This window comes from Bradyrhizobium sp. SZCCHNPS1003 (genome assembly GCF_032381555.1).
Classification (GTDB): domain Bacteria; phylum Pseudomonadota; class Alphaproteobacteria; order Rhizobiales; family Xanthobacteraceae; genus Bradyrhizobium.
The window spans coordinates 1-23121 of sequence record NZ_JAUHIU010000021.1 but is presented as its reverse complement, the minus strand read 5'-3'; the positions used below and the strand labels follow the sequence as shown (position 1 = coordinate 23121).

The 23121-nt window shown below is 66.5% G+C and carries 26 protein-coding genes, 1 tRNA gene and 1 pseudogene; 12 read left to right on the top strand and 16 right to left on the bottom strand.

The window, feature by feature from the left end:
• Positions 1–540 precede the first annotated feature (540 nt).
• Positions 541–993 carry a VOC family protein gene (locus QX126_RS28290; RefSeq protein ID WP_315737857.1) on the top strand — a complete coding sequence of 151 codons (453 nt, stop codon included), beginning with the start codon at positions 541–543 and terminating at the stop codon, positions 991–993.
• Between the two features lie 267 nt (positions 994–1260).
• The gene (locus QX126_RS28285; protein WP_315785286.1) at positions 1261–1902 is read left to right on the top strand and encodes a glutathione S-transferase family protein; all 642 of its coding nucleotides are present in this window, start codon (positions 1261–1263) and stop codon (positions 1900–1902) included.
• 5 nt (positions 1903–1907) lie between these two features.
• Here the strand turns inward: QX126_RS28285 and QX126_RS28280 are convergent, their stop codons facing one another.
• The 4 genes from QX126_RS28280 to QX126_RS28265 form a co-directional block, all read right to left on the bottom strand.
• Positions 1908–2177, bottom strand: a complete 270-nt coding sequence (locus QX126_RS28280; RefSeq protein WP_315785283.1) for a porin — start codon at positions 2175–2177, stop codon at positions 1908–1910.
• A gap of 43 nt (positions 2178–2220) precedes the next feature.
• Positions 2221–2478 (bottom strand): PilZ domain-containing protein, encoded by a 258-nt coding sequence (locus tag QX126_RS28275; RefSeq protein WP_315712079.1) that lies wholly within the window; start codon positions 2476–2478, stop codon positions 2221–2223.
• A gap of 168 nt (positions 2479–2646) precedes the next feature.
• Positions 2647–2721: transfer RNA gene (locus tag QX126_RS28270), tRNA-Glu, on the bottom strand.
• A gap of 215 nt (positions 2722–2936) precedes the next feature.
• Positions 2937–3269: a Rieske 2Fe-2S domain-containing protein gene (locus QX126_RS28265; protein ID WP_315772165.1), complete on the bottom strand. Its 333-nt coding sequence runs from the start codon at positions 3267–3269 to the stop codon at positions 2937–2939.
• 198 nt (positions 3270–3467) lie between these two features.
• On the opposite strand from QX126_RS28265, the gene QX126_RS28260 reads away from it, so the two are divergent.
• Positions 3468–4220 carry a hypothetical protein gene (locus QX126_RS28260; protein WP_315737853.1) on the top strand — a complete coding sequence of 251 codons (753 nt, stop codon included), beginning with the start codon at positions 3468–3470 and terminating at the stop codon, positions 4218–4220.
• A gap of 278 nt (positions 4221–4498) precedes the next feature.
• Here the strand turns inward: QX126_RS28260 and QX126_RS28255 are convergent, their stop codons facing one another.
• The 4 genes from QX126_RS28255 to QX126_RS28240 all read right to left on the bottom strand — a co-directional run bounded on the left by QX126_RS28255 (position 4499) and on the right by QX126_RS28240 (position 8079).
• Complete coding sequence (locus QX126_RS28255) at positions 4499–4624, bottom strand: hypothetical protein (protein ID WP_315737852.1); 126 nt, start codon at positions 4622–4624, stop codon at positions 4499–4501.
• Positions 4625–4796: 172 nt separating this feature from the next.
• Positions 4797–5375, bottom strand: coding sequence for a hemerythrin domain-containing protein (locus QX126_RS28250; RefSeq protein ID WP_315785280.1), 579 nt, complete (start codon positions 5373–5375; stop codon positions 4797–4799).
• 140 nt (positions 5376–5515) lie between these two features.
• Positions 5516–6745 carry a 5-aminolevulinate synthase gene (gene hemA, locus QX126_RS28245; protein ID WP_315737850.1) on the bottom strand — a complete coding sequence of 410 codons (1230 nt, stop codon included), beginning with the start codon at positions 6743–6745 and terminating at the stop codon, positions 5516–5518.
• Positions 6746–6930: 185 nt separating this feature from the next.
• Positions 6931–8079 carry a PLP-dependent cysteine synthase family protein gene (locus QX126_RS28240; protein ID WP_315755545.1) on the bottom strand — a complete coding sequence of 383 codons (1149 nt, stop codon included), beginning with the start codon at positions 8077–8079 and terminating at the stop codon, positions 6931–6933.
• A 776-nt stretch (positions 8080–8855) separates the two neighbouring features.
• Between QX126_RS28240 and QX126_RS28235 the strand changes: the two genes are divergently transcribed.
• The 3 genes from QX126_RS28235 to QX126_RS28225 all read left to right on the top strand — a co-directional run bounded on the left by QX126_RS28235 (position 8856) and on the right by QX126_RS28225 (position 11917).
• Positions 8856–9884 (top strand): PrsW family intramembrane metalloprotease, encoded by a 1029-nt coding sequence (locus QX126_RS28235; RefSeq protein ID WP_315737848.1) that lies wholly within the window; start codon positions 8856–8858, stop codon positions 9882–9884.
• Positions 9885–10013: 129 nt separating this feature from the next.
• Positions 10014–10601, top strand: coding sequence for an HdeD family acid-resistance protein (locus QX126_RS28230; RefSeq protein ID WP_315785277.1), 588 nt, complete (start codon positions 10014–10016; stop codon positions 10599–10601).
• Positions 10602–10831: 230 nt separating this feature from the next.
• Complete coding sequence (locus tag QX126_RS28225) at positions 10832–11917, top strand: 3-deoxy-7-phosphoheptulonate synthase (protein ID WP_315737846.1); 1086 nt, start codon at positions 10832–10834, stop codon at positions 11915–11917.
• Positions 11918–11965: 48 nt separating this feature from the next.
• Here the strand turns inward: QX126_RS28225 and QX126_RS28220 are convergent, their stop codons facing one another.
• The 3 genes from QX126_RS28220 to epmA are packed head-to-tail and all read right to left on the bottom strand — an operon-like array spanning position 11966 to position 14400.
• The gene (locus QX126_RS28220) at positions 11966–12223 is read right to left on the bottom strand and encodes a hypothetical protein (protein ID WP_315737845.1); all 258 of its coding nucleotides are present in this window, start codon (positions 12221–12223) and stop codon (positions 11966–11968) included.
• Positions 12224–12259: 36 nt separating this feature from the next.
• Entirely contained in the window at positions 12260–13354 is a 1095-nt protein-coding gene (locus QX126_RS28215; RefSeq protein ID WP_315785274.1) for a lysine-2,3-aminomutase-like protein, read from the bottom strand.
• On the bottom strand, positions 13351–14400 hold the full coding sequence (epmA, locus tag QX126_RS28210; protein WP_315785271.1) for an EF-P lysine aminoacylase EpmA: 1050 nt from the start codon (positions 14398–14400) through the stop codon (positions 13351–13353). The genes QX126_RS28215 and epmA overlap by 4 nt, the downstream gene beginning before the upstream one ends.
• Before the next feature lie 138 nt (positions 14401–14538).
• On the opposite strand from epmA, the gene efp reads away from it, so the two are divergent.
• From efp to QX126_RS28195, 3 genes are all read left to right on the top strand, one after another.
• Positions 14539–15105 carry an elongation factor P gene (gene efp, locus QX126_RS28205; RefSeq protein ID WP_315712097.1) on the top strand — a complete coding sequence of 189 codons (567 nt, stop codon included), beginning with the start codon at positions 14539–14541 and terminating at the stop codon, positions 15103–15105.
• Between the two features lie 41 nt (positions 15106–15146).
• Positions 15147–16757, top strand: a complete 1611-nt coding sequence (locus tag QX126_RS28200) for a M23 family peptidase (RefSeq protein ID WP_315785268.1) — start codon at positions 15147–15149, stop codon at positions 16755–16757.
• A gap of 62 nt (positions 16758–16819) precedes the next feature.
• Positions 16820–17083: a hypothetical protein gene (locus QX126_RS28195; RefSeq protein ID WP_315785265.1), complete on the top strand. Its 264-nt coding sequence runs from the start codon at positions 16820–16822 to the stop codon at positions 17081–17083.
• 91 nt (positions 17084–17174) lie between these two features.
• Here the strand turns inward: QX126_RS28195 and QX126_RS28190 are convergent, their stop codons facing one another.
• Together QX126_RS28190 and QX126_RS28185 are read right to left on the bottom strand one after the other, a co-directional pair.
• The gene (locus QX126_RS28190) at positions 17175–17357 is read right to left on the bottom strand and encodes a hypothetical protein (protein WP_315712101.1); all 183 of its coding nucleotides are present in this window, start codon (positions 17355–17357) and stop codon (positions 17175–17177) included.
• A gap of 59 nt (positions 17358–17416) precedes the next feature.
• A complete protein-coding gene (locus QX126_RS28185) occupies positions 17417–17887 on the bottom strand; it encodes a carboxymuconolactone decarboxylase family protein (RefSeq protein ID WP_315785262.1) in 471 nt (156 codons plus the stop codon).
• Between the two features lie 53 nt (positions 17888–17940).
• Here QX126_RS28185 and QX126_RS28180 point away from each other — a divergent pair, with 53 nt between their 5' ends.
• The gene (locus tag QX126_RS28180; RefSeq protein WP_315737838.1) at positions 17941–18486 is read left to right on the top strand and encodes a MarR family winged helix-turn-helix transcriptional regulator; all 546 of its coding nucleotides are present in this window, start codon (positions 17941–17943) and stop codon (positions 18484–18486) included.
• Between the two features lie 58 nt (positions 18487–18544).
• Positions 18545–19777 (top strand): lytic murein transglycosylase, encoded by a 1233-nt coding sequence (locus QX126_RS28175; RefSeq protein WP_315785259.1) that lies wholly within the window; start codon positions 18545–18547, stop codon positions 19775–19777.
• A gap of 190 nt (positions 19778–19967) precedes the next feature.
• On the opposite strand, the gene QX126_RS28170 is transcribed toward QX126_RS28175, so the two are convergent.
• Positions 19968–20759, bottom strand: a complete 792-nt coding sequence (locus tag QX126_RS28170) for an NYN domain-containing protein (RefSeq protein WP_315737836.1) — start codon at positions 20757–20759, stop codon at positions 19968–19970.
• 295 nt (positions 20760–21054) lie between these two features.
• On the opposite strand from QX126_RS28170, the gene QX126_RS28165 reads away from it, so the two are divergent.
• Positions 21055–21456, top strand: a complete 402-nt coding sequence (locus QX126_RS28165; RefSeq protein ID WP_315737835.1) for a hypothetical protein — start codon at positions 21055–21057, stop codon at positions 21454–21456.
• Positions 21457–21577: 121 nt separating this feature from the next.
• Here QX126_RS28165 and QX126_RS28160 read toward each other — a convergent pair whose 3' ends face one another.
• Complete coding sequence (locus tag QX126_RS28160) at positions 21578–22585, bottom strand: serine hydrolase (RefSeq protein ID WP_315785256.1); 1008 nt, start codon at positions 22583–22585, stop codon at positions 21578–21580.
• Positions 22586–22833: 248 nt separating this feature from the next.
• Positions 22834–23121 (bottom strand): annotated as a pseudogene (locus QX126_RS28155) (hypothetical protein); the annotation flags it as partial.

The window sequence follows — 23121 nt, the reverse complement described above, 5'->3', positions numbered from 1 at the left end:
TCAGCGCATTGCTGCGCAGACTGGTCGGGGCTTTCTGGCTGCATTGCACAGCCGGGACTTCAGTCGTCTGGTGGCGTATCACCCCGCGATTTTTCGGGATTCTCCTGCATTTCAAGGGGCCCCGAAGCACCCACAGCGGCGCCAAAATTCCAACGGAGCGCGCAGAAGTCAAGCAGCGATGGCGATCGAACGGAGCATGCGATTCATTTTCCCCTATATTTCCAGGCATTTTCGATGGTCCTGCGTGATTTTGGCCTCACATTGCAGGCGAAACACGCTGAAATCCCTGCATGCGGTCGCATCGCGCCCGTTCATCCCTGCCCCGAATCACTGCCAAAACAGCGATTCGCTGGCATACGGAGAGGCTCTCGCAACACCGCGCGGCCCCGTCGAATGCGTCGCCACGCGCACTGCACATCCGCGCGAGCCGGCATCGCCGCAGCATCAGGCTCGATACACGGGCGAACGAATTGCTGCTATGGATCGGCGTCCGCAGGCGGCCGTTGAGCATCCGCTTCGAGTTCAGGGAGAGAAGAAACGATGCGTTATCTCCACACCATGCTGCGCGTGCGCAATCTCGACGCCGCGCTCAAATTCTATTCCGATGCGCTCGGCCTCAAGGAGGTGCGCCGGATCGACAACGACAAGGGTCGCTTCACACTGGTGTTTCTCTGCGCACCCGAAGATGAACACCTGCTGAAGAGCCTGCCGCCGACGCGCGGCGCCCCGCTGGTCGAGCTCACCTACAATTGGGACGAGGAGAGCTATGGCGAGGACCGCTTCTTCGGCCATCTCGCCTATGAGGTCGACGACATCTACGCCACCTGCGACCGGCTGATGAAGCTCGGCATTACCATCAACCGGCCGCCGCGCGACGGCAACATGGCCTTCATCCGCTCGCCCGATCTGCACTCGATCGAGCTGTTGCAGAAGGGCGAGCCGAAGGCGCCGGCCGAGCCCTGGCTGTCGATGCCGAACACCGGACATTGGTGAGCCGTTCGCACTCGTCCACCTGCCGGAACATCGAGGCCATCCTCGCGTTGTCGCTCCGATTGATGGAGAGGATTCGAGGAGGCCGAGATGGGTCGAGGAATTCTACTGTGGTTGTTGGGCGTGCCGATTCCGGTGATCATTCTGCTGTGGCTGTTCTTCGGCCACTGATCGCCGCGAACGACGCGTTCGACGGAAAAGCCCCGCTTCGAGCGGGGCTTTTTGCGTAACATGCGCTAGCAATGCCGCTCGCCCAGACAGGAGCCGGACGTGTCCGCCGACAACAGACTGACGATCTGGGGCCGCCCCAATTCGGTGAACGTGCAGAAGGTGCTGTGGTGTCTCGCCGAGCTCGATGTCGCTTATGACCGTATCGACGCGGGCATGCAGTTTGGCCGCAACAACGAAGCGGACTATCTCGCGATGAATCCGAACGGCCGCATCCCGACGCTGGTCGAGGGCGATTTCGTGCTGTGGGAGAGCAACGCGATCATGCGCTATCTCTGCCTCGCTTATGGCGATGGCACGCCGCTTTATCCAACGACGCCGCGGCACCGCGCCGCGGTGGAGCGCTGGCTGGACTGGACGCTGTCGACGGTGCAGCCGATCGAGCGTCCGCTGTTCTGGGGATTGGTGCGAACGCCGGCGGAGCAGCGCGACATGGCCGCCTTGCAGAAGGCGGCCGACGACGCCGCGGCGATGTGGCGCATCCTCGACACGCATCTGGCCACGCGCAGCCATGTCGAGGCCGAGCGCTTCACGCTCGCCGACATCGCGCTCGGCGCCTATGCCCGGCGCTGGTTCGGAGTTGAAGGTGTCGTCAAGCCGGAGCTGCCGAGTCTCGCGCGCTGGTACGGGGAGATCGCGCGACGCCCGGCCTTCATCCGCCACATCGCGCCGCCGCTGTCGTGAGCACCTCAGCGGCTGGCCGAGGTGCCCATCTCGACGCGCAAGGCCCCGCCAACCTTCACGCAGGTATCGGTTCCCTCGACGCGTACGAAGTTGGCACCGTAAGACGCGCAGGGATTGTTGCTGGCGGCGCCTGAACGGGGTGCAGCCTTGTTGGGTCCAGCCGCCTTCGGCGCGGGAAGCGATGGCGCAAGAAGCGATGATCCCGGCGAGCCGGCGGTTGCCACGGTCACGGCGGCCAGCGCCGCGATGGCGCCCAGGATGAGAGATCGACACATGCCGCTTGTTAGCGCGTCTGCCGCAGGGATGCGACAGCGACGTCTACTTGCCGATGAACTTGACGCCGACCGAGGCGCCGCGGCGCCACACCACCTGGCACTGGCGGCCCGTTCTTGCGTCGCGCGCGAAGGCGAGCCGGATGGTCGCCGGCAGCGCCGCCGCGTCCTGCAGGGTCAGCTTGGCGCCGGCGCTGGAAATGTCCTGAACCAGGCAATGGCGCACGGCGAACCCGCCATCCAGCGTGATCCACGCCGGCTGCTTCATGGATTTGCGGGCTTCCCGCTTCTTGGGCGCGGCCATCATCCTGCTCCTGCTTCGCCCGCTGCAGTACGGCAAGGACCCTAATGGACGGTTGACCGGACCACGTACTCGCCTGCGGTGCATGAGCGCAGACCTCGCGCCGACCGCATCTCGACGCGGACCGTGGATTTCAAGATCGGGGGATGGGTAAGGAAAGCCGGCGCGGAGTGGCGCTCCCTAGCGGAATCGAACCGCTCTCTCCACCGTGAAAGGGTGGCGTCCTAACCGATAGACGAAGGGAGCAATACGCACGATGCCAGAGGGCACGAGGCCCCGGTGCCATCGCCGCTTGCACGTTTCGGTAAAACCTTCAGCAAATCAGTCGCTTGAGGCGGTGACCTGCGAGGTCGGCTGAACCACCGACGGTGATTCCGTGCCGCGCGCCGAACGTATAGAGGCGTTTCGCCGGCCGGGCAAGCCACCCCTCGGCGGTCTTTCCGCGCCTCCTCCGGCCATGCTCAACGCGCCGCAAACAGCGGGGAGATGCCGTCCGTGTCGATGTAGACCACGCCCTCCTCGACCTTGACCGGATATTGCGCCAGCGCGCTCTCCGGCGGGTGGAGCGGCGTACCGGTGAAAGCATCCCACGTCCAATTGTGCACGGGGCAACTGAGGACGCGGCCGTCGAAGCCGGCCTCCTCCATCGGCGCCGCCGTGTGCGGACAGACGCCCTGGAACGCCTTGAGCTCGCCATCGTCGGGCCAGGCAAGGATGATGAGCTGGGCGTCGGCGATGACGAGGCGCATGCCGCCTTCGTCGATGGTGTCGGCCTTGCAGACGCGGGTGAACATTCGCTGGCCTCGTGCTCCATTGCGACCATCGCAATCGAAGGACCACGAGCAAAACTCGTTCCGCGGACCGCACTGTACCCGCGAGCCCGACAAGACCGTGGCACCCTTCTTGCTGCCTGCCCTGCAGATCTGGTCGAACGAGCCGACGTGTCGCAAAGGCGACAGACCGCTCGGCGGCGAGTTGCGGCGGAGTGCGACATGACCGACATGACCGAGCTGAGAACACGCAAGGAGCCGCTCAATCTCGCCATCGTGCATGTCGATCCCGACGCCTTCATCGCCAACCTCATGGGCTGGCTCGAGATCACCGCCTTCATCAAGGCGCAGCGCGCCGGCGAGGCCACGGTGCCTGCAGACGGCAAGACACCCGCATTGTCGGCGGCGCAATTGCAGAACGGCGGCGTCCACGAGGTCGGCAACGACGCGCTGTTCGCCTTCGCGATGACGGCGTCGCTGAAGGGCGACAAGGCCGCGGTCGACAAGGTCGAGACCGCCTTGCTCGATGGCATGGGCAAGGATTTTCCCGGCTCGTTCGCGCTGTGGCACTTTCGCGCCACGATCGATGCACCGACCACGCTCGACGATTTCGTCGGCCAGGCCGGCAAGAAGATGCTGACGGGCGATCTGCCGCCACCGCCACTGCGCGCCAAGGAATATTGGAGCGCCGGACTGCGCTTCTTCGAGAAGGCGCGCAAGTCGAACTTCGTCCACGAGATCATGTATCCTCTGGCGAAATGGACGCGGGCGCGCTGGACCGAGACGGCGGAGAAAGGCGTCGCCTTTCTGCATCACATCGAGGACAACGTCCCGGTGCTGCGCGAGGTGCTGGAGGAGCCGCGAAACGACCAGGCGTTCATCGCCAATGTCCTGCTGAGGCTCGCGCCCGCGGTCGATATGGAATTGAATGAGGAATATCAGGGGTTCCTGCGCTCGCTGGCGCGGCGCAACTGACGCAAGGGTGCGGTGTCAATTCCAGCTGACCCGCCCACGCAAAAAGGCCGGCGGGCGTTACGCCGCCGGCCTCTTGTCGCGACTGCCGGCTCCGGCCGTCCGGTTCCGTCGCATTCCTGGGGAATATGCGAACAGGGTCGCGCGATCTGGTTAATGACAGGTTAACGCACGTATACCGGAATAACCACGATCCTGAGCTCTACAACCATGATCCCGGGTTTGCGTTCCGGCCATGAAGCAGCGCGAGGACCATCGAGCGGCGAGATCGGACAAGTCCGTCAGCTCAGTTGCAAGGTGCGCTTCGTCTCACGGCGCAGCGCCTGCTCCTGGCAGCCCGACAGCCGGACGAGCTCCTGGGGATACATGTCGTAGCCGTGGCTGCCAAAGGCACTCTGCTGCGCCATCGGGACCTGCGCAGGCGTCCGGGCCGCGTCTGCCCCTCCCCCTGCATTCGACGAACCTCGGACCGGATCGAGCCCAGTGTTCAAAGCGGCCATAGCCAGCTCCGCGAAAGAGTGCCTGCCCCGGCTGGAACTATAGTCCACCAGCCACGGGGCGCAATTGGGCAAAACGCCATCAGCCGGCGGTGGCGCGCGCCTGCTCCGCCTCCTGTTCCCAGCGCAGGATGGTCCGCTCGAGATTGTGGAATTTCTCGACGACGTCGCCGTCGAACAGCGGGTCCTTGCGGTCGGACATGCGGGCATCGATATCGGCCCAGTCCTCCGCGCTCAGGGTGCGCAGCGCCGCGGGAAACAGCAGGGTCTCCTCCTTGCGCAGATGCTCGCGCTGGCTGTCGATGAACTGGTGCACGGCGGCATGAAAGCTTTCGCGCAGGATCTCCTGGTCCGACAGCACCGCGTTCACGGCGTCGGCAAAGCCGCGCAGCCGCCGCGCCTCGGTCTCGTGCTCGTCGTCGACGTCGCCATAGGCTGCGGCCGCGGCAGGGTCGCGCTCGCGCAGCTTGTCGAAGATCATCTCCTCCTTGGGATGATGACAGCGCTGCGGATAGTCCTCGAAATAGGCGATGATGCTTTGCAGGATGTCGTAGTCCGGCCGCCGATTGTGATCGAACAGCTCCAATTCGTGCTCGAGCACCGACAGAAGCTTCTCGAGATTCTCGTGCTCCTGCAGCAGCGCTTCGATGATCCTAGCCATGGCCGCCCTCGCCTGTGCGCCGGCCGGGCCCTGCCGAACCGGCATTTTCCCTGAACACAAAAGACTACGCCCGCGCGAGCGCGGGCGGCATTGCGGCAGATCAAACTGACTGGCCGATGTGACAGGTCAGCGGGACGGGCTCACTCCGCGGCCAGCGCCTGCGGCGCCCGCGCAAGGCCGAGCCGGTCCCAAACGTCGACCAGCGCCTCGGCCAGGGCGTCGATCAGGCCGTCATCATGGTAGGGCGATGGCGTGATCCGCAGCCGCTCCAGGCCGCGCGGCACGGTCGGATAGTTGATCGGCTGGATGTAGATGCCGTGCTCGGACAAGAGCAGGTCGGACGCCGTCTTGCACTTCTCGGGATCGCCGACATGCACCGGCACGATGTGCGTGTCGGACGGCATGACCGGCAGCCCGGCGGCGTTCAGCACGGCCTTGAGTCGGGCCGCCCGATCCTGGTGCCGGTCACGCTCCCACTGCGAGGTCTTGAGGTGGCGAATCGCGGCGGTCGCGGCGGCGCAGACCGGCGGCGGCAAGGCGGTGGTGAAGATGAAGCCCGGCGCATAGGAGCGGACGGCGTCGATCAGATTGGCATTGGCGGCGATGTAGCCGCCGAGGCAGCCATAGGCCTTGGCGAGCGTGCCTTCGAGGATGTCGATGCGGGCCATCGCGCCGTCGCGCTCGGCGATGCCGCCGCCGCGCGGGCCGTACATGCCGACCGCATGGACCTCGTCGACGTAAGTGAGCGCGCCATAACGCTCGGCGAGATCGCAGATCCGGTGCAAGGGCGCAACATCCCCATCCATCGAATACAGGCTCTCGCAGACGATCAGCTTGGGCCGGTCGGGATCGGCCGCCCGCAGCAGCTCCTCGAGATGGGCGAGGTCGTTATGCCGCCAGACCTGCTTCTCGCTCCCGGCCTTGCGGACGCCCTCGATCATCGAATTGTGGTTGAGCGCGTCCGACAGCAGCAGACAGTTCGGCAGCAGTTTTGCGATGGTCGAGATGCCGGTCTCGTTGGAGACGTAGCCCGAGGTGAACACCAGCGCCGCTTCCTTGCCGTGGAGATCGGCAAGCTCGCGCTCGAGCTCGATCAGCGGATGGTTGGTGCCGGCGATGTTGCGGGTGCCGCCGGCGCCGGTGCCCATGCGCGCGGCGACATCGACCATGGCGCCGATCACCTTCGGATGCTGGCCCATGCCGAGATAGTCATTGGAGCACCAGATCACGACGTCCTTCGGCCCCTCCGGCGAATGCCAGATTGCGCGGGGGAAACGGCCGGCGAGGCGCTCCAGATCGGCGAAGACGCGATAGCGCCGTTCCTGGTGCAACTGGTCGAGGGCACGCTCGAAATAGCTGTCGTAGTTCATCACCTGATCCGTCCTTCCCCTGCCCGCGTCCCGAACCTGCGTTCCGGCGCGCCCTTGGAGGCCTGTTCGGGGTCGGACCAAAGCGCAATCCGGCGCGTCCTTCGTTGATCCAGATCAGGGATCGCGCACGATGCCGGGCATCCGGATGCCGCTCGCCGCGGTCCGCGACGCCCCCCGGGAGGCGTTCAGGCGCGCAGCGGGTTCTCCGCATCGGCAACCTCGAGCCGCAGCGGCGCACCGGTGTCGAGGAAGGCAGACAGAGCTGCCTCGTACGGCGCGGGGTCGAGACCGCGCGCGGAGAGCCATTGCGGCTCGTAATAGGTTTGGCGATAGCGCTCCCCGGAATCGCAGATCAGCGTGACCAGTGAGCCGCTCTGTCCATCCTGCCGCATCTCGGCCGCCAGCCGGCACAGCGCCAGGAAATTGGTCCCGGTCGAGCCGCCGACCGGCCGGCGCAGCCGCCGCGTCAGCACGTTCATCGCCGCGACGGAGGCGGCATCCGGCACCTTCATCATGCGATCCACGACCCCCGGCACGAAGGATGGCTCGCAGCGCGGACGGCCGACGCCCTCGATCAGCGACGGCCGTTCGCACGTCCGGGCGCTGTCGCCGTTGCAGAAGGCGTCAAAGAACGCGGAATGCTCGACATCGGCGACGCACAGCCGCGTCGGGTGGCGGCGGTAGCGCAGATAGCGGCCGATCGTCGCCGACGTGCCGCCGGTGCCCGCGCCCATCACGATCCATTCCGGCAGCGGGCAGCGCTCGCCCTGCAGCTGGTTGAAGATCGACTCGGCGATGTTGTTGTTGCCGCGCCAATCGGTGGCACGTTCGGCGAACGTGAACTGGTCCATGTAATGGCCGCCGAGCCGGCTCGCGAGCGCAGCCGCCTCGGCATAGAGAAACCGGCCGTCATCGATGAGATGGCAGTTGCCGCCGTAATGCGTGATCGCGGCGATCTTCTCCGCCGAGGTGGTGCGCGGCATTACCGCGTAGAACGGCACGCCGATCATCTGCGCGAAATAGGCTTCCGATACCGCTGTCGACCCGGAGGAGGCCTCGACCACGGGCGTGCCTTCGCGGATGTGGCCGTTGCACAACGCATAGAGAAACAGCGATCGGGCCAGCCGATGCTTGAGGCTCCCGGTCGGATGGGTCGACTCGTCCTTCAGGTAGATGTCGATGCCCGCGAGCGCGGGCACGATCAGCCGGATCAAGTGCGTGTCGGCGGTCCGGCACTGGTCGGCCTCGATGGCCGCCACGGCGTCGTCGACCCAGCCACGGCGATAGCGTGGACCACGGGCTCTGTCGGAAGCTGACCAAGGCGGCGAATTCATCGCGGCAACCGACCATGATCCCTTCGCCACATCAAGCCCGCCCGGCCGCCCATGCCGAGCAAGCTGGGGGCAAATAGCGGTTCGGCGCCAGCCGGCGAGCCTTGGCGCCGCAACGGAGCGAACGGCTTCGCATTTGCATCAGCGGAAAACGCTCGCATCGCTTGCAACTCATGGAATGCACGCGTGAATTTCGGAAGAATCTTTTGAATGACGGCGGGAATGGTCAAATATTTGCACGCTTTTGCGACCAAGCTGGGCATCATCGAACGGCACGACCGAGTCGAGCCTGCATCACGGGCGACCCACGCCTGCTCCGAGGGGCACCATGAGAGTTCTTTCGATTGTTCTGGTTGCGTGCGCGATCAGTCAGGCCGCTCTCGCTGAAGGTCTGGAATGCCGGCGTGTGGCCGACCCGACGCCGCGCTTGAGCTGCGTGGAAACGCCGACGACCGCCCAGGCGCCAACTACCTCCCGCACCGACGCCTGGACCCCGGTCGAGCCGCGCCAGGAGGCCCCGGTGCGCGGCGGCGATGCGACGGCGCCGAGAACCTCCCGGCCCCGTTGAGGCCAGCCGGGCGGCAGCCGACCGCGGCTGCACTCGGCCCTGCGGCGGTCTCTCCCCAATCGAGCGCCAGGGCGCGGTTCTTTCCCTTGAAGGGCGGCTCATTCTGCCGACATGTAGATCTTGCCGTGCGGCCACGGACCGATGTCAAATCCACCCCCGCGCGGGCGGTGGAGGGCCGGTTCGGCCCCGCCGCATTGGATGATCGGAGACCATGGCTTACTTGCCATCGCAAATGAACCTGCTCGAAGCCCTCGCGACCGTGATCGGCACCGCGGCGATCGCTCCCGCGCTGCTGATCCTCTGGCTGGTGGTCGCCGCCGGTGACAATTCAGGCCCCCCGCTCAAGATCTGGACCGCCTTCCTGCTCGGGGCAGCCAGCGTGCTGCTGCTCGGCATTGTCAGGATGCCGTTCCAGCATGTCGGGCTGACATTGGAGAATCCCTGGATCGCCCAGGCGGTCCGGGCCCTGTTCGGCGTCGCCTTGCCGGAAGAGCTCGCCAAGGTCGCGGTGATCGCCGCGCTATGGTCGCGGCGCCGGCAGGTCGGCAACGCCATGGACACGGTGTTCTATGGCGCGGCCGTAGGCCTCGGCTTTGCTGCCTATGAAAATCTCGCTTACCTCGTCCAGCATGCCGAGATGTGGCGCTCGCTCGCGGTGCTGCGCAGCGTGCTCACCGTGCCGTTTCACGGCGCGCTCGGCATCATTGCCGGTGCCTATCTCGCGATCGCCCGCACCAGTACGGCGCTCGGCGCCAACCGCCACAATCGCGAAGGGGCACGGCTGTCGAGCTGGGCGCTGGTGCTGGCCGCTCCCGTGATGCTGCATGCGGCCTTCGACTATCCATTGCTGTTGCTGCAGCGGGCGTCGACGCTCGACACCGCCGCGCGCCTCTGGCTCGGCGGCGTCAGCGTGCTGATCGGGTTCTCCTCGATCGGCCTGGCCGTACGGCTGGTGCGCCGGGTCGCCCATCACCACACGCCCCGCACCGAGGTGGCGCGGGCAAGACTGAGCCAGCTGCGCAGGATGTGGGCGCTGCTGCTGCTCGGCGGCGCCGCCGGCTTCGTCGGGCTGGGATTCGTGCTGACCTCGATTCGGCATTGGCTGCTCAACCCCGACCGCAACGTCGCCGGCGTTCTGGTTCCGCTGGGCCTCACCGCGATCATCGTCGGGATGGCCCTTCTGATTGTCACGACGACGATCTATGTTTTCGGCCGCAACCGGATGCGGACGACGGCATAATCCCGGCCCCGCCGCGCCATCAGAGCAACGAAACGCGCATCACGCGCTTGTCCCGGCCGTCGTTCCTCACCATCTGCGTGGGAAGGCGGACGCGGCATCCAGCCCGTGACCTTGCCCGGAGTGACGATCATGACCCTTCCGCAGGATACGATTCCGCCCGAGCTCGAGCGCATGAGGTCGCAAATGGGCGCAGCCGTGCGCACGCATTGGAAGGCCTTCCTGATCGAGGGCATCCTGCTCGCCGTGCTCGGCCTGCTTGCGATGATCCTCACCCCGCTGGCAAGCCTTGCGGTCACGATCTTCCTCGGCTGGATGTTCCTGATCTCGGGCATCACGGGGCTCGCGCTCACCTTCTGGGCCCGCGGCATGCCGGGCTTCTGGTGGTCGCTGTTGTCGGCGGTTCTCGCCATCATCGCCGGAATCATTCTGGTGGCGCAGCCGGTTCAAGGGACGGTGACGCTGACCATCGTAATCGGCGTCTATTTCCTCGCCGAGGGCGTCGCCACCATCATGTATGCGCTGGAGCACCGCCGCGAGCTGTCCGGGCGCTGGTCGTGGCTGGCAATCTCGGGCGTCGTCGACATCGCGATCGCCGGCATCATCATTTCGGGGCTACCGGGCACGGCGATGTGGGCGATCGGTCTGCTGGTCGGCATCAACCTGCTGTTCGGCGGGCTGTCGATGATCGGCATGGCGCTCGCCGCGCGCAACAGCTGACGCCGGGGGGCTCGATTTTCGGGATGACAAGCGGCCGCGCGGCCGCTATAGGATGGCCATGATCAACGCCGCCACCAGCTTCTATTGGTACTTTAGCTACGACAGCTCGCTGGCGGCGGGAGGATCGCGCTCAATCTGACACATTGCAGCAAGATATCCGAACGAGCCGCCAGAACCTGGCGGCTTTTTTGTTGCCGGCAGGTGCCCATCAAGACACCCAGGAGCCCGCCATGCTGAGCACCACAGACGATCTTCGTATCAAGGAAATCAAGGAATTGAGCCTGCCGGCGGAGGTGATGGGTGAAATCCCCCGCACCCTCACCGCGACCCGTGTGGTGATGGCGGCGCGCAACGCGATCCACGCCATCCTGACCGGCAGCGACGACCGCCTGCTGGTCATCGTCGGCCCCTGCTCCATCCACGATCCCGACGCGGCGATCGACTACGCCGGCCGCCTCGCCACCTTGCGCGAGCGCCTCGCCGACCGCCTCGAAATCGTGATGCGGGTCTATTTCGAGAAGCCGCGCACCACCGTTGGCTGGAAAGGCCTGATCAACGATCCCGGCCTGGACAATTCCTTCGACATCAACAAGGGCCTGCGGCTCGCGCGCAGCGTGCTGTCCGCCGTCAACAATCTCGGCCTGCCGGCGGGATGCGAATTCCTCGACATGACGACGCCGCAATACATCGCGGACCTCGTGGCCTGGGCCGCGATCGGCGCGCGCACCACCGAGAGCCAGATCCACCGCGAGCTGGCCTCAGGCCTGTCGTGCCCGGTCGGCTTCAAGAACGGCACCGACGGCAACATCCGCATCGCCGCCGACGCGGTGAAATCGGCCGCTCATCCGCATCATTTCATGGCAGTGACCAAGGGCGGCCGCTCGGGCATCGCGGCGACCACCGGTAACGAGGACTGCCACATCATCCTGCGCGGCGGCAGCGGCCCCAATTACGACGCCGCCCATGTCGAGCAGGCCTCGGCCGAGCTGATCAAGTCCGGACTGCCGGCGCGGCTGATGATCGACACCAGCCACGCCAATTCGAGCAAGAAGCCGGAGAACCAGCCGCTGGTCGCCGCCGACGTCGGACGCCAGCTTGCCGCAGGCGAGCAGCGCATCATGGGCGTGATGATCGAGAGCCATCTCGTGGCGGGTCGGCAGGACGTGAAGCCGGGCGTGGCGCTGACCTACGGCCAGAGCATCACCGACGGCTGTATCGGCTGGGACACGACGGTGGAGGTGCTGGAGCAGCTCGCCGAAGCCGTCGCCGCCCGGCGTGCGGCGCATCGCAACTCCCCGCGTGAGCGCTCGGCGTAGCACTCACGACCGATGAGCGGCGCGCGTCGGGCGCGCCGCAGGTCGCGCTCAGCAGCCGCGGCAGATGCCCTTGATCTTGCGATCGAGCTCGCGGTCTTCCTTGGTCATGCCGCTGAATGAATTTTCTTCGGCCTGCTCGGCCTTGGGCAAATCGCTCGGGCGGACCTGGCGGTGACCGACCGGCGCCTGCGGCGGCATGCCGCTCTTCGATCCGGTGCCGGCGGATGAGCCGCTGCCGCTCTGCGCCAGCGCGATGCCATCAGTCACGACCATCAGGAGCCCCATCGCGATCGCAAGTCTCTTCATGTTGCTCCTCCGTGTCAGCGGAATCGGCAGGACACTTCATCCCGCGGCGGGCGGATAGAGGTGCGCCTCGCCGCAATAGTCAATCACACGATAGCGCGTTTGCGCACCTGCCGCATGATCCTGCTCAACAGTTTCATCGGCAGTGAGGTATTGCGGCCCCACCGGCGCCTTGCCGTAGCCGCCGGGAATGTCGAGCACGTAGTCGGGCTGGCACAGGCCGGACACCCGGCCGCGCAGCGTTCGGATCAGGGCCTGACCTTGCGCCAGCGTGGTCCGCAGATGCGCCGTGCCCGGCGCGAGGTCGCCATGGTGCAGGTAATACGGCTTGATGCGAATCTCGACGAAGGCGCGCATCAGCGCCTCCAGGGTCGCCGCATCGTCATTGACGCCGCGCAGCAGCACCGACTGGCTGACCATGGGAATGCCGGCATCGATCAGCCGCGCGCAGGCCGCCTGAACCGCAGGGCTGAGCTCGCGCGGATGATTGGCGTGCAGCGCGACCCAGGTCGCCGCGCCCGGCACCTTCAGCGCCTCGACCAGCGCCGGCGTGATGCGCTGGGGATCGGCGACCGGCAAACGGGTGTGGATACGGATGATCCTGACGTGATCGATGCCGGCGAGATCGGCCATGATCTCCTTCAGCCGCCGCGGCGACAGCATCAGCGGATCGCCGCCGGTGAGGATCACCTCCCAGACCTCGTCATGTGCGCGGATGTAGTCCAGCGCCGCGCGATAGGCCTCCTCCGACAGCGCGTTGTCCTTGCCGGGCCCGACCATCTCGCGGCGGAAACAGAAACGGCAATACACCGCGCAGACATGCACCAGCTTGAGCAGCACGCGATCGGGATAGCGATGCACGATGCCGGGCACCGGCGCATGCGCGTCGTCGCCGATCGGATCGCCGCGCTCGCCGGGCGCGGCCTTCAGCTCGTCCATGCTGGGCACGAACTGGCGCGCGATCGGATCATTCGGATCGTCAGCGTCGATCAGGTCGGCGAGATGCGTCGTCACCGCCACCGCATAGCGCTGCGCCACGCGCGCCAGCGCCGGCTGGTCCGCCGCGTCAGCCAATCCCTGCGCGACGAGATCCTCGGCGCTGCGCAATGTCGTCGGACGTTCGACCCTGTTCATCGCTCACCTGCCGGCGGCGTCCATACCACCTGGTCGATCCTCGTGGCGCCGGCCGCCAGCATCACCAGGCGGTCGAAGCCAAGCGCCACGCCGCTCGCCTGCGGCATCGCGGCCACGGCGGCGAGGAAGTCCTCGTCGAGCGGATAGCGGTCGCCATAGCGCCGCTCCTTCTCGGCCATCTCCTGCTCGAAGCGGCGCCGCTGCTCGGCGGCGTCGGTGAGCTCGCCAAAGCCATTGGCGAGCTCGACGCCGCAGGCGTAGACCTCGAACCGTTCGGCAACGCGCGGGTCCGCCGCCACCCGCGCCAACGCGGCCTCCGGCGCCGGATATTCATATAGCACGGTGAGGCGTCCCTGCCCGAGATGCGGCTCGACATGCTCGACCAGCACCTTGCTGAACAGGTCAGACCAGGTGTCGTCGTCGCTGATCCGGATCTTGCCAGCGGCGGCCTGCGCCAGCGCGGCGCGGTCGCCCGCGCCGTCGCGGATGGTCGCCAGCAGGTCGATGCCGGCATGGCGCTCGAACGCGCCGGCAACCGTCAACAGCTCGGGCTCGGCGAAGGGATCGGCGGTGCGGCCGCGAAAGGCGAACTGCCGGATTCCGCTCGCCTGGGCCGCGTGCGCGATCACCACGACCGTGTCGGCCATGATCGCATCGTAGGGTGCCTCCGCCCGATACCATTCCAGCATTGTGAATTCCGGCAGATGCAGGCCGCCGCGCTCGCGGTCGCGGAACACGCGGGCAAACTCGAAGATCCGCCGCTCGCCGGCCGCCAGCAGCTTCTTGCAGGCGAATTCCGGCGACGTTCGGAAATACCGCCGATGGCGGGTTCCGTCCGGCCTCGTCAGGTCGGTGCCCGGCGCGTGCAGATGGGTCTCGTTGCCCGGCGACACCTGCAGGATGCCGGTCTCGACCTCAATAAAGCCCTGCTCGTCGAACCAGGCCCGCAGCGCGCGGATGATGGCGGCCCGGGCGAGCAGGAACGGCCTGATGTCGGCGTGCCGCTGCGGCGACCACCAGGGCGAAGGCTCTGGCTCCCGGGACATCAGGGGATCGCCCGTTCGGGCCGCAAAAGACTGGCAACCCCGGACAAAATCAGTATGTTGCCGCCCGAAACCGCATTCCGCGTCGCGCGGCGCCCCGGCCCAGTCCGGCGCCCCTTTTTCAGTGTCAGGAAAACAGCTTTGAAAGTCATCGCCAGCTCTATTCGCAAGGGTAACGTCATTGAGCAAGATGGAAAGCTCTATGTCGTCGTGACTGCCGAGAACATCCATCCCGGCAAGGGCACTCCGGTCAGCCAGATCGAAATGCGCCGAATCAGCGACGGCGTGAAGATCTCCGAGCGCTTCAAGACCACCGACCAGGTCGAGAAGGCGACGATCGAGGAGCGCAACTTCACGTATCTTTACGAGGATGCCGACGGCTTCCACTTCATGAACCCGGAGACCTACGACCAGGTCCAGGTGCCGAAGGACGTGGTCGGCAACCAAGCCGCCTATCTCCAGGAGAACATGACGGTCAAGCTGTCGATGCACGACGTGGTCCCGGTGGCGATCACACTGCCGCAGCGCGTCACGCTCGAGGTGGTCGAGACCGAGCCGGTCACCAAGGGCCAGACCGCATCGTCGTCCTACAAGCCGGCGGTGCTCTCCAACGGCGTTCGCACCGGCGTGCCGGCGCACATCACGGTCGGCACCCGCATCGTCGTCATGACCGAGGACGGCTCCTACTGCGAGCGCGCCAAGGACTGAGGCATCTCGAGGATCTGACGCCGGGGGGCGTGGGGGGGGAATTGGGGGCACGGGTCACCATCATCGCCGCCGCCCTTGCGGCGGTCATCGCGCTGGCCGCGTCGCCAACGCGCGCGGCGGATGGTTTCACGACGCCCTCCGTCACCGTCAATCGCGCCGACTGGCGCGCGGCGCTGGACCAGCTCCGCTCCGAGCTCAACGCGGCGCCCGAGGTCGCCGCCGACTTCGCGCCGGCGCGCCGGAGCAGCGTTTCGGCCGGTGATGCGCGGCGCAGGCCCGCGCTGGTCCAGCTCAACGGCGTGACCTCAACCATCTTCACGGGGATCGGACGCAGTCCGGTCCCCGTTTTGCTGCCGTTCGACGCCACCGCCTATCTCGCCGCGCGCCGCAGCGCCGCCATCGCGGCGCGCGGCCTGCCGCGCTATCAGGCCGACTTCCAGACCGACCTGTTCGATGCCGGCCCGTCCGGCTACGACGCGGTGTTCTCGCTGCCGCCGGAGGTGACCTCCGGCCTGCCGTCGCGCGTCTTCGCAAAGCCGGTCGAGATCCAGATCACCGGCTCACTCCTCACCTACGATGTCGCCGATCCCGCCGGCGGCAAGGGCGAAGGCGTCAAGGCGCTGTCAGCGCAATATCCCGATCTGCGCCGCTTCATTCGCGAGGGCTATGTCCGCTACGCCTTCACGCGCTTCGGCGTGCCCTATGTGATCTCGATCCAGTGCCTCGACAGCGCGCCGCGGCCGCGGCGGCTCGCCTGCCGCGAGGCCTATCCCATCGCCGAGCGCTTCCTCAAGGCACTGCGCATCGCCGGCGGACAGCCGTCGCGCATCCCGCCGGAGATCGCGCCGCTCGCCGCCGAGCGCCCGGTCACGCTGGATGCCGATTTCACCTATCGGCCCGTTGGCGACATCGTCGCCAACAGCGGCGGACGCGGCCAGGGCGGGCGGGCCGACCGCACCGTCTATTCCCAGATCCGCTACCCTCTTGATGCGCCGGCCTATGTGCATTCGCAGTCGTTCGGCCGCCGGCGCGCGAGCGACAAATTCGACCAGCCGTGGAGCCAGTATCCCTGGCGCGACAATTTCTGCGAGGCGCGCAGCTTCAACGTCGGCCAATGCGCCAGCGGCTTCGGCCATCAGGGCCAGGATCTCAGGCCGGGCGCCTGCCCGGTGCGCCGCGACGGCGCCGACGGCTGCAACCCGTGGCGGCAGCGCGTGCTCGCCGTGCGCGACGGCGTCGTGATCCGCTCGACCCGGCAGCAGGCCGTGACGGTGCAGGTCAACAGCGGCACCGAGCACGTCCGCTTCCGCTACATGCACATGAATCCCGCGGAGATGGATGCCGACGGCCTGCTCAATGGCCGCAGCCTCCGCGAGGGCGAGCCGATCGGCGTGGTCTCGAACTATCTCGACCATCCCAACGGCACCACGCGCCATCTGCATTTCGACGTCCAGCTGTTCACGCGCGATGGCTGGATCTGGGTCAATCCCTACGTGACGCTGATTACAGCCTATGAGCGCCTGATCGGCGGCCGCGGCCGCGAGGTCGGGCTGGAGGAGATCGCCGCGTCGCCGCCGGCGACCACCGGGGCACTCGGATCGTCGCCGCTCGGACCTGCGGCCGACGCCGCCGCCGCGCGCGACCGGAACTGATCACCGGCGGACCCGGAACCGGAGCCGACCGCTCCGGGTTGTCTGGCCACGGAGGATCGCAGATGATGACAGCCAACCCGCATCGCAGAGCCGGACCGGCGCTCGTTTCAGCCGCGATTGCGCTGCTCTGCGTGGGGGCGCTGACAATGCTGGTGCGCGACCGCTGGCATCCGCCGGAGATCAAGTCCGCCGAGGCGGCACGGCATTCGACAACCGGCCAGGTCGCCCGCGCCGCCGGCGCGCGCGTGATGCCGACCGACCCCAGCCTCGCGGTCGAGCCGAAGCCGGAAGGCCCCAAGCCGGCGCAGCCGGCGAATCCGTTTTGAGCCTGGCACGCGCGCTTATTCGTTCGAGCTGATTGCAAGCGGCATCTGTCTCAACTCTCAGCGAGATACGAGACGGGGAGACAGTCAACAGTCACGCCGACCACTTGTCCTCTTCGCGACGATGCTCCTCGGCATTGAGGCGGTCCGCAATCTCTTGCGCCATCGCCTCGTTCTTGGTCGTGGCGATCGGCTTGCCGTCCTGGCGCTGCACGCGCTCCTTGTCGGCTTCCAGCGGAAAATCCTCCGGCTTGAGCGGTTCGTCCGTCCCGGTCATGCGCGCCTCCTCTACCTCCCGCGCATAACCCGCCGGGCCGTGCCGCGGTTCCAGGCAACTCAGGACGCCGCCCGCGCCGGCCGCTCCGCCGGCGTCCAGCGGAACGCGACGCCGTAGCGATTCCAGAGATTGATCACGCCGATCGCCGACGTCAGGAACACCAGCTCCGTTTCCGAGAATTCCGCCCGGGCCTGGGCATAGACCTCGTCGCTGACGCCGCCCTGCAGCGTGGTCAACGCCTCGGTGAAGGCCAGCGCCGCGCGCTCGCGTGCCGAGAATTGCGGCGCCTCGCGCCACACCACGACGAGATTGATCTTGTCGGCGGAGACGCCGAGCTTCTCGGCCAGCAGCACGTGATGCTGCACGCAGAACGCGCAACCGTTGATCTGCGACGCCCTGATCTTGACGAGCTCGAGCAGCTGCTTGTCGAGGCCGGCCTTGGCCGCCTGCTGACTCACCGCAAGGATGGCATCGTACAGCTCCGGCGCCTGCCTCCGGAACGTGGTGTACTCGCTGCGCGCATGTGACATGGTCTGTCTCTCATGTTATCAGATATCTGATAACTTATCAGGGCTCTGATGATATGCGCAAGGCACCGGAATTGACGACCTCGCGAGCGTCGCGAAAGGCAGCCCCCGCAAAGGCCGGCCCCGCGCGTCGGCCGAAGACGGCGGCCCGCCCGCCATCGCCCGGCGAGGGCAAGCGCGGCGAGGACGGCTACCTCGCCTATTTGCTGCGCCAGGCACAGGCCGCGGCGCGGCTGTCGCTCGACCGCGCGCTCATCGCCACCGGACTGACCCATCCGCAATTCGTGGTGCTGACGATGCTCAAGGCCTATCCCGGGCTGTCCGGCGCCGACCTCGCCCGCGTCGCGCTGCTGACGCCGCAGACCGTCAACGTCATCATCGGCAATCTCGAACGCGACGGCGCCATCCAGAGAGCGCCGCATCCCGTGCACGGCCGGGCGCTGCAATGGACCCTGACCCGGCACGGCCTCGCTCTGCTCGCCAAGGCCCGGCGCCGCGCCAGCGCGCTGGAGCGGCGACTCGCCGGCGACCTGAGCAAGCGGGACCTCGCGACCATCCGCCGTTGGCTGGCCCGCATCGCCGCCGAGCTCCACCAAGCGTGAAAGTTCCGCCCGTTCGGGCCTTTGCCGCCGGCCCGCATCAGCGGGTAGACTGCCCTCCATGACCCAGTCCGATTCACAGCCCGATACGATGACCCGCCGCGCCCTGCTCCGCTCCGGCATCGGTGCCGTCGCGCTGCTCGGCCCCGCCCTGCCGGCAGCGGCTGCCCCGGCCGAGTTCGAGGCCTGGCGCGAGGGCTTTCGTGCCCGCGCGCTCGCCAAGGGCATCTCGCCGGCCACCTGGACCCGGGTCATGGCGCGGCTCGAGCCCGACATGACCGTGTTCAAGGAGATGCGCAACCAGCCGGAATTCAAGGAGCAGCTCTGGCAGTACATCAACCGCCGCGTCTCCGACTGGCGCGTCATCAACGGCAAGATCGCGCTGCAGAAGAACGAGTCGCTGTTCGCGCGCATCCAGAAGGACTTTGGCGTCGAGCGCGGCACGCTGCTCGCACTATGGGGCGTCGAGTCCGCGTTCGGCGATCCCCTGGTGCAGCAGAATCACATGCGCCCGGTGTTTCCGGCGCTCGCCGCGCTCGCCTGGAATGAGCCACGCCGCAAGGCCTATTGGGAGACCGAGCTCACCAACGCGTTGAAAATCGTCGACCGCGGCTGGAGCACGCCGGAGGAGATGCGCGGCTCCTGGGCTGGCGCGATGGGCCACACGCAATGGATGCCTGAAGTGTGGCTCAATGTCGGCTTCGACTATGACGGCGACGGCAAGATCAACCCGTTCGGCAAGCCGGACGACGCGCTCGGCTCGACCGCGCGCTATCTCGTCAACCGCGGCAAGTATCACCGCGGCGAGCATTGGGGCTACGAGGTGCGCGCGTCCGGCAACATGTCGGGCAGCCGCAGCTACGCGGCCTGGCAGGCAGCCGGCATCACCCGCGCCGACGGCCAGCCATTCCCACAGCCCAATGCCACCGCGCAGCTCTGGATTCCGGTCGCGGGCGGCCCCGCCTTTCTGCTCGGCCCGAACTTCTATTCGGTGAAGTCCTACAATCCGGCGATGAGCTACGCGCTCGCGATCTGCCATCTCGGCGACCGCATCCTGGGCGCCCCGCCGTTCCTGCAGCCCTTCCCCGGCTCCGAGCGCGCGCTGACGCTTGCCGAGGTGCAGGAGATGCAGAAGCGCCTGACGGCCGCCGGCTTCGACACCGGCGGCACCGACGGCCGCGTCGGCAACGACACCATGAAGGCGATCCGCGACTTCCAGGCCAAGGCCGGCCTCCAGCCGGCCGACGGCTATGGCGGCTTGAAGGTGCTGGCGAAGCTCAGGCAGGGCGGCTAGCAGCGAAGAAATGTAGGGTCGGCAAAGGCGCGGCCGTGCTCTCGCCACCGGAGAGCTGGTAGTGGCGCCGTGCCCACCACCTCACCGCTGAGCACGCCGCCCGACGGTGGGCACGCTGCCGCCTTCGGCGGCTGCTTTGCCCACCCTACGTGTCCGTCATGTTGCGAGCAACGGCGACGCTCAGCTTGCGTCACGCCTTGGCCGCCGCCTCGCGGTGTCCCCTCGGCGCCTTCGCCTTGGGCTGCGACGCGCTCGACGCCCTGACGCGGATGCGCACCGAGCCGCCTTTCGGCTGCTCCTCGATCTCGAACGCGCCGGTCTTGCGCACGAGATCGCTCAGCTTGCGGCAGCCATAGGTGCGCGGATCGAAGTCGGAGACCAGGTTGGAGAGCTGCTTGCCGACCTCGCCGAGCGCGACCCAGCCGTCCTCGCTCTCCATCTGCGTGATGACGTTCTTGATCATCGGCGTCGCCGCGGTGATGGGCAAAAGAGATTTGGGTGCCGCAGCCGTATCGGCGTCCTTGCTGGTCGCGGCGTCGCTGCGCAAATTCTCGGTGTAGATGAACCGGCGGCAGGCCTGCCGAAAGCTCTCCGGCGTCTTCTGCTCGCCGAAGCCGAACACGTCGATGCCCTGCTCGCGGATGCGCGCCGCGAGCCGGGTGAAGTCGCTGTCCGAGGACACCAGGCAGAAGCCGTCGAACCGTCCGCTGTGCAGCAGGTCCATCGCGTCGATCACCAGCGTGATGTCGGAGGCGTTCTTTCCCGTGGTGTAGGCGAACTGCTGCTGCGGCACGATGGCGTGTCTGGCGAGCGTGTCGGCCCAGGGCCTGGAGCGCGGGCTGGAGAAATCGCCATAGATCCGGCGCACGCTCGCCTCGCCGATCTTGGCGATCTCCTCGAACAGCCCGTCCACGATCTTGGCCGAGGCATTGTCGGCATCGATCAGAACGGCAAGACGCGGCGAGCGAGGTTCGGACGGCATCGGATAGTCCTCAAAGTTGGCCCAGTTCTCATTCCCTTATACGCGCCCTTATACGCGGGCCGACATCCAGCCGAATGATTTTCTTGAGACGAATGGCAAGACCACGGGATGCGCAACCAGGCACTCCGCGAGTCGCGGCACGGCTGGCTGGGTGTGCGGAGACCGGCCGCTGACGCTCCCTCCGTTCGTACACGAACAAATTTGGGTTCCAGGCCTGTTCTGACGGTTGTTTTCACCTTCTCTTAATTTGCCTCGCACAACGATGCGGACGACCCAACGATGGGATCTGCGGCAGATGATGAAGGAAGGCACCTATTCGGCCTGGTTCAGGACCCCCAAAGGCCAGGGAACCGGCATCGTCGAGCTGGTGGGCGGCAAGGTCTGCGGCGGCGATACCGTGCTGAGCTATGCCGGCAGCTACGAGACGCATGGCGATCGGTTTACCGCCATCATCAAGACGAAGCGTCACGCGCCGGGACAGCCGTCGCTGTTCGGCCCCGACGAGCTGACGCTCAGCCTCGAAGGGTGCTGCAGAGGCACGCCCGTCACGTGCTCCGGCTATGCCGCGGAAGCTCCCGACGTGCCGTTCGAGGCGCTGCTGCTGTTCTCGGCGTCCGACGACGCCGCACCTCCGCAAACGCCCCGGCCGACGCCGAAATTCAGTCCCGATCATCTGCCGAAGCCGTCCTGGCGCTGAGCTGTCGCGGTTGTCGAGGAGCCCTGTGTCGCGCGCTGCGACCCGATCCCACGGACGCTCGATCTCACCTGCTGAGACGTGATCCGATCTCAGATCGAGCGCGATCGCCATCGCATGCTCCTCACGGCACCGACGCGCTGATCCTGCTCACGAGATCGAGGACGCGCTGGGTTCGGACGCCATGCGGGTTGACGGCGAGATCGACCAGCTCGACCAGCACCAGGCGCTTCGACGGAACGACGACGACCAATTGCCCACCATAGCCATTGGCCAAGAAGGCGCTGACGCCCGGACTGCCCTTCGTGTACGTCCACCAGAGATAGCCATAGCCGCGTTCAGGCTGCTCGGTATCCGACAGCCGCGTCGTCGATTCCGTCACCCAATGAGCCGGGATCAGCTGGGTCCCGTTCCAGCGTCCGCCGTTGAGATAGAGCACGCCGAACCGCGCGAGGTCGCGTGCGCTCATGTGAAACACGTAGGCGGGATGAGAGGACGAGTCCTCCTTCTGGTAGTGACCATCCTTCGTCGAAAAATCCTCCATGCCGAGCGGCCGCGCGATCCGCGTCTCGAAGCTTTTGAACACGTCGCCCAGGGATTGCCGATAGATCGTGCCGAGCGCATTGAAATCCCAATTGTTGTAGTACCAGAAGCTGCCAGGCGGATGGCTTCCGCGGGCAGGCCGGAGGTCCTTCATCCGCGGCGTCTCGTAGGCCGCGAGATGATAGACGCCGGAACGAGCCATCAACAATTGGCGAACCGTCGCGGTCTTCTCGGTCGGCGACAGGGCGTCGGGACGATCGTCAATCGCAAGTTCGGCAAGGGTGCTGTCGAGGTTGATCCGGCCCTCCTCGACCGCCAAGCCGTACAGGGCGCTGATGAGGCTTTTGCGCTCGGACCGGATATTGACCTTGGCGCCGATGTCACCCGACGACGCAATGATCTCGTCGTCTCTGACCACCATGATCGCCGTCGGCTTCTGCGCGTCGGCGAACTGCTGAACCTCCTGCGAAATCGCCGCGGTCCAAGGCTTTTCGCTGGGGTTTGCTGTCTGCCAGTGCAGGCCCGGTTCGGCATGCGCCCACGGCAAGCACAGCAACAGCACCACGAAGACACCAGACAGACATTGCATCGAACACCCACATTGTCGGACAGCCGCCCTCGTCGCGAAGATGACTCAGTGCGCCAAGATGGCAAATTGGCAAGAACGAGCGGCAGGTTGCAACACCGACGTCCCGTCGCCGTGTGCTCCTCAACGCCACAGCAAGCGAACGTCATGTCTCGCACCGATGTCAGTCGGATGACCGAAACCGCTTTGGGAGGCGCAAGATTTCGCTTGCTATTCTTATGAAAATCGGAAATTATATGACGGTCCCGTCCTCATGAGAGGGGCGCTTCGCGATCGTCACGAACGTGGAGGATGGGATGCGGTGGCCGCGATCGTGTCGCAGCGTGCTCGATGTACGCGGACGAACGGCAGGTTGCGGACGTGAAATCGCGTGGTCCTGGCGCCCCGATGCTGGCGCCAAGTCTTTGGGTGATGATGATCCCGGAGACGACGGTGGCTATCAAGCCGAACACCGGGGAGATCGCGTATAAGGTGCGCCGTGGAAAGGCGCGGTTCTTGAGAGGGTGAAAGTCCCTTCCGGCAAATGTCGTTCCAGCCGG

Coding starts and splice junctions, on each gene's coding strand:
- QX126_RS28165 (WP_315737835.1), top strand. CDS start 21,055: ATGATGAAGGAAGGCACCTATTCGGCCTGGTTCAGGACCCCCAAAGGC.
- QX126_RS28185 (WP_315785262.1), bottom strand. CDS start 17,887: ATGTCACATGCGCGCAGCGAGTACACCACGTTCCGGAGGCAGGCGCCG.
- QX126_RS28220 (WP_315737845.1), bottom strand. CDS start 12,223: ATGAAGAGACTTGCGATCGCGATGGGGCTCCTGATGGTCGTGACTGAT.
- QX126_RS28160 (WP_315785256.1), bottom strand. CDS start 22,585: ATGCAATGTCTGTCTGGTGTCTTCGTGGTGCTGTTGCTGTGCTTGCCG.
- QX126_RS28250 (WP_315785280.1), bottom strand. CDS start 5,375: ATGGCTAGGATCATCGAAGCGCTGCTGCAGGAGCACGAGAATCTCGAG.
- QX126_RS28275 (WP_315712079.1), bottom strand. CDS start 2,478: ATGGCCGCGCCCAAGAAGCGGGAAGCCCGCAAATCCATGAAGCAGCCG.
- QX126_RS28175 (WP_315785259.1), top strand. CDS start 18,545: ATGACCCAGTCCGATTCACAGCCCGATACGATGACCCGCCGCGCCCTG.
- QX126_RS28180 (WP_315737838.1), top strand. CDS start 17,941: ATGCGCAAGGCACCGGAATTGACGACCTCGCGAGCGTCGCGAAAGGCA.
- QX126_RS28280 (WP_315785283.1), bottom strand. CDS start 2,177: ATGTGTCGATCTCTCATCCTGGGCGCCATCGCGGCGCTGGCCGCCGTG.
- QX126_RS28265 (WP_315772165.1), bottom strand. CDS start 3,269: ATGTTCACCCGCGTCTGCAAGGCCGACACCATCGACGAAGGCGGCATG.
- QX126_RS28225 (WP_315737846.1), top strand. CDS start 10,832: ATGCTGAGCACCACAGACGATCTTCGTATCAAGGAAATCAAGGAATTG.
- QX126_RS28260 (WP_315737853.1), top strand. CDS start 3,468: ATGACCGACATGACCGAGCTGAGAACACGCAAGGAGCCGCTCAATCTC.
- QX126_RS28170 (WP_315737836.1), bottom strand. CDS start 20,759: ATGCCGTCCGAACCTCGCTCGCCGCGTCTTGCCGTTCTGATCGATGCC.
- QX126_RS28215 (WP_315785274.1), bottom strand. CDS start 13,354: ATGAACAGGGTCGAACGTCCGACGACATTGCGCAGCGCCGAGGATCTC.
- QX126_RS28230 (WP_315785277.1), top strand. CDS start 10,014: ATGACCCTTCCGCAGGATACGATTCCGCCCGAGCTCGAGCGCATGAGG.
- QX126_RS28240 (WP_315755545.1), bottom strand. CDS start 8,079: ATGAATTCGCCGCCTTGGTCAGCTTCCGACAGAGCCCGTGGTCCACGC.
- QX126_RS28235 (WP_315737848.1), top strand. CDS start 8,856: ATGGCTTACTTGCCATCGCAAATGAACCTGCTCGAAGCCCTCGCGACC.
- epmA (WP_315785271.1), bottom strand. CDS start 14,400: ATGTCCCGGGAGCCAGAGCCTTCGCCCTGGTGGTCGCCGCAGCGGCAC.
- QX126_RS28190 (WP_315712101.1), bottom strand. CDS start 17,357: ATGACCGGGACGGACGAACCGCTCAAGCCGGAGGATTTTCCGCTGGAA.
- QX126_RS28290 (WP_315737857.1), top strand. CDS start 541: ATGCGTTATCTCCACACCATGCTGCGCGTGCGCAATCTCGACGCCGCG.
- QX126_RS28255 (WP_315737852.1), bottom strand. CDS start 4,624: ATGGCGCAGCAGAGTGCCTTTGGCAGCCACGGCTACGACATGTATCCC.
- hemA (WP_315737850.1), bottom strand. CDS start 6,745: ATGAACTACGACAGCTATTTCGAGCGTGCCCTCGACCAGTTGCACCAG.
- QX126_RS28195 (WP_315785265.1), top strand. CDS start 16,820: ATGATGACAGCCAACCCGCATCGCAGAGCCGGACCGGCGCTCGTTTCA.